The organism is Burkholderia sp. HMSC10F09, assembly GCF_001806955.1.
GTDB lineage: Bacteria > Pseudomonadota > Gammaproteobacteria > Burkholderiales > Burkholderiaceae > Burkholderia > Burkholderia multivorans.
The window spans coordinates 1-4017 of record NZ_KV786857.1; the positions used below are offsets into that span (position 1 = coordinate 1).

Annotated in this window: 4 protein-coding genes and 1 pseudogene; 3 read left to right on the plus strand and 2 right to left on the minus strand. The window is 70.5% G+C overall.

All coding sequences use genetic code 11. The annotated features are described in order from the left end of the window. Nucleotides 1-183: pseudogene (locus HMPREF3115_RS23000) on the minus strand (DUF3108 domain-containing protein); the annotation flags it as partial. A 146-nt stretch (nucleotides 184-329) separates the two neighbouring features. Then, on the minus strand, nucleotides 330-1196 hold the full coding sequence (locus HMPREF3115_RS23005; RefSeq protein ID WP_070556209.1) for an IclR family transcriptional regulator: 867 nt from the start codon (nucleotides 1194-1196) through the stop codon (nucleotides 330-332). 125 nt (nucleotides 1197-1321) lie between these two features. On the opposite strand from HMPREF3115_RS23005, the gene HMPREF3115_RS23010 reads away from it, so the two are divergent. The 3 genes from HMPREF3115_RS23010 to HMPREF3115_RS23020 all read left to right on the plus strand — a co-directional run. Next, a complete protein-coding gene (locus tag HMPREF3115_RS23010) occupies nucleotides 1322-2314 on the plus strand; it encodes a fumarylacetoacetate hydrolase family protein (protein WP_053296785.1) in 993 nt (330 codons plus the stop codon). A 118-nt stretch (nucleotides 2315-2432) separates the two neighbouring features. Continuing rightward, nucleotides 2433-3260, plus strand: a complete 828-nt coding sequence (locus HMPREF3115_RS23015) for an enoyl-CoA hydratase/isomerase family protein (RefSeq protein WP_006411623.1) — start codon at nucleotides 2433-2435, stop codon at nucleotides 3258-3260. Nucleotides 3261-3335: 75 nt separating this feature from the next. Beyond that, nucleotides 3336-4017, plus strand: a 682-nt coding sequence (locus HMPREF3115_RS23020) for a PhaM family polyhydroxyalkanoate granule multifunctional regulatory protein (RefSeq protein WP_070556210.1), incomplete at its 3' end; no start/stop codon positions are given.

The following is a 4017-nucleotide window of genomic DNA, read 5'->3' on the forward strand; positions in this document are numbered from 1 at the left end:
GGCCGGCGCTGCATGCGCAGGCGGCTGCGGCGCGGGCGCGCGCTCGATCGGCTGCGTTTTCAGCAATTCGACCTGGACCGGCACGTCGGCCGGCGGCGTCGGCGTGAACGACTCGCGGTTGCGCACGAGCCACAGCGCGGCGAGCGCGTGCAGCACGAGCGCGACGACGAGCGCAACGCCCACGCGCCGCCAGCGGCGGAGCGAAGCGGGACGAGGACGGGTGTCGGCGTGCGGCATCGGCAGTCGGAACGGGGTTGGGACGCGCGACGCGCGCGTCATCGCACGTCGGACCGTCGGATGCGCCGCGCGTTCGCGGCGCGTCGCGCGCATCAGGCGTCGCGCGCGACCGGACTATAGCCGAGTTCGTACGACAGCTTGCGCGCGCATGCGCGCAGCGCGGTGTCGATTTCGCCGCCCCACGCGATGTCGAACGTGCCTTCGTGGCCGAGTGCGACGATCCCGAGCGCGAGTTCGCCGACCGCATCGAACACCGGCATGCAGAACGCGTGAATGGTCGGCAGCAGCATGCCTTCGACGCGCGCGGCCTCGTGCGCGCGCACGTCCGCGAGCATCGCTTCGACCTCGTCGAGCGTGCGCGGGCCGCCGTGATGCGGCGAGCGCCGCGTGTCGGCGAGTTCGCGTTCGAGCATCGCGGCGGTCTTGCTGCGCGGCAGATAGGCAGCGAACAGCAGGCCCGTCGCGGAGCCGAGCAGCGGCATCACGTCGCCGAGCTTCAGCGACGCCTTCGCCGGATGGCTCGATTCCATCCAGTGCACGATTGTCGGCCCCTGATTGCCCCATACGGCGATGCCGACCGTCTGGTCGAGCCGATCGCGGAATTCGGTCAGCGCGATACGCGCGAGCTTCACGCCGTCGACGCGCGCGAGCCGCGCGAGCCCCATCTGCAGCGCGAAGCCGCCGAGCTCGTAGCGCCCCGACACAGGGTCCTGCGACACGACGCCGAGCCGCAGGAAGCTCACGAGATAGCGGTGCGCCTTCGCAGGGCTCATGCCCGCGCGCTGCGCGAGATCGCGCAGCATCATCGCGCGCGGCTCGCTCGTCAGCACGTCGAGCAGCCGGAAGCCGACCTCGATCGACTGGATGCCCGAGCGCACCTTCTCGCCGTGCTCGCCGGCTGCGGCGTCGTCGGTGTCGGAATCGGCGAGTTCGTCGTCGGGAAGCGGGCTGGCGGACATGGAAGCAGGGCGCGGAACGCGGCAAGGATCGGGACGGAAGCGGCGCGCGAGAGACTCCCGCGCCGCGCGGATTCACCATCGTAAAATAGATTCCCTCCATCGTCACCACAACGGCAGATTCCCTTATGAAACTTGCTTCGCTGAAGGACGGCACGCGCGACGGCCAGCTGATCGTCGTGTCGCGCGACCTGCACACCGCGGCGATCGCCGACACGATCGCACCGACGCTGCAGCGCGTCCTCGACGACTGGGCGTTCTACGCGCCGCAGCTGCGCGAGCTGTACGACGCGCTGAATCACGGCCGCGCGCGCCGCGCGTTTCCGTTCGATCCCGCTCACTGCATGGCGCCGCTGCCGCGCGCGTTCCAGTGGGCGGACGGCTCCGCGTACGTGAACCACGTCGAGCTCGTGCGTCGCGCGCGCGGCGCCGAGATGCCGCCCGAGTTCTGGACCGATCCGCTGATGTACCAGGGCGGCAGCGACGATTTCCTCGGCGCGCGCGACGACATCGTGTGTCCGTCCGAAGCGTGGGGCATCGATTTCGAAGCGGAAGTCGCGGTGATCACGGGCGACGTGCCGATGAGCGCCTCGCCGGACGAGGCGTTGAAGGCCGTGCGGCTCGTCACGCTCGTGAACGACGTGTCGCTGCGCAACCTGATCCCGGCCGAGCTCGCGAAGGGATTCGGCTTCTTCCAGAGCAAGCCCGCGACCGCGTTCGCGCCGGTCGCGGTGACGCCGGACGAACTCGGCGACGCGTGGAGCGACGGCCGCGTGCACCGGCCGATGATCGTCCACTGGAACGGCAAGAAGGTCGGCCAGCCCGACGCGGGCACCGACATGGTGTTTCATTTCGGCCAGCTGATCGCGCATGCGGCGAAGACGCGCAATCTGCGCGCGGGCTCGATCGTCGGCTCCGGCACCGTATCGAACAAGGACGCGAAGCGCGGCTACTGCTGCATCGCCGAGAAGCGCTGCCTCGAGACGATCGAGCACGGCGCGCCGCAGACGGAATTCATGCGCTACGGCGACACCGTGCGCATCGAGATGTTCGATCCGGCCGGCAAGTCGATCTTCGGTGCGATCGAGCAATCGGTCGCGCCGCCCGACGGCGTCGCGTGACGCGTGCGGTGTGCGGCGACGCACGGTCGCCGGGCCGGCCCGCGCCGGGTTTCGCCCGATGTTTGCGCGCGCGGGCTTGACTACACTCGATTCGACAGCCTCGACCCGGGAGCAGCGCATGGCCGATCTCGCCGCGTACGGCGGTTATCAAGCATTGAAGGTGACGCGCCGCGAACACGGCGTGCTCGACATCGTGATGAGCGGCGAGGGCGCGAACCGCAGCGGCCTCGCGACCGCGAACGCGCAGATGCATCGCGAGCTCGCGGACATCTGGCGCGACGTCGATCGCGATCCCGACACGCGCGTCGCCGTGATTCGCGGCGAAGGCAAGGGCTTCTCGGCGGGCGGCGATCTCGCGCTCGTCGAAGCGATGGCCAACGACTACGACGTGCGCGCCCGCGTATGGCGCGAAGCGCGCGACCTCGTCTACAACGTGATCAACTGCAGCAAGCCGATCGTGTCCGCGATGCACGGCCCGGCGGTCGGCGCGGGGCTCGTCGCGGGGCTGCTCGCCGACATCTCGATCGCCGCGAAGGATGCGCGGATCATCGACGGCCATACGCGGCTCGGCGTCGCGGCCGGCGATCACGCGGCGATCGTGTGGCCGCTGCTGTGCGGGATGGCGAAGGCGAAGTACTACCTGATGCTGTGCGAGCCGGTGAGCGGCGAAGAGGCGGAGCGCATCGGCCTCGTGTCGCTCGCGGTCGAGCCGGCCGATCTGGTGCCGAAGGCCTACGAGGTGGCCGAGCGGCTCGCGAACGGGTCGCAGTCGGCGATCCGCTGGACGAAGTACGCGCTCAACAACTGGCTGCGCACGGCCGGGCCGACCTTCGATACGTCGCTCGCGCTGGAATTCATGGGCTTTTCGGGGCCCGACGTGCAGGAGGGCCTTCGTTCGCTGCGCGAGCGGCGCCCGCCCGCGTTTCCCGGCGACGCGCCGTTCTGACGCGCGCTATGATCGAAACACGCGATCGTGCTCGGATGCCGGCCGCGTGCTCCCCAGTCCAATCAGGATGCCCGTATGACGACCGATGCCCCCGGCTCCAACCCCTTCGCCGGCTTTGCCGGCTTCAAGCCCGCCGACATGCTCGAGCGCATGTGGGACATGATGCGGATGTCGCCGTTCGGCGCGATGGCGCCGTTTCCGGGCGCCGCGTCCGGGCTGCCGCCGTCGCTGTCGAGCATGTCCGACATGATGGCGCCGCTCACGAACGTCGAGGAGCTCGACAAGCGGATCACCGATCTGCGCGCGGTCGAGCAATGGCTGAAGCTGAACCTCGGCATGCTGCAGTCCGCGATCCAGGCGCTCGAAGTGCAGCGCGCGACGCTCGCGACGCTGCGGGCGTTCGGCGCGTTCGCGCAGAGTTCGATGTCGGCGGCCGAGGATGCGGCCGTCGCGGCGGCCAAGGCCGCGACCGCGCCGCTCGGCGAGACCGCGCAGCCGAAGCCGCAGGCGGGCGACGCGTCGGCCGGCGCCGATGCGCCGCCGGAGCGCGACGCCGCGCAGCAGCCGAATCAGTCGTTCGATCCGGCCGGCTGGTGGAACCTGCTGCAGGCGCAGTTCAATCAGCTCGCGAGCCTCGCGATGGCGCAGCCCGGAATGGCGCCCGGCGCGGCGTCGCCCGATGGCGCGGCCGCCGCGGAAGGCGCGGAGGAGCCGGGCGACGCACCGGAGTCCACACCCGAGCCCGCACCCGCGGCCG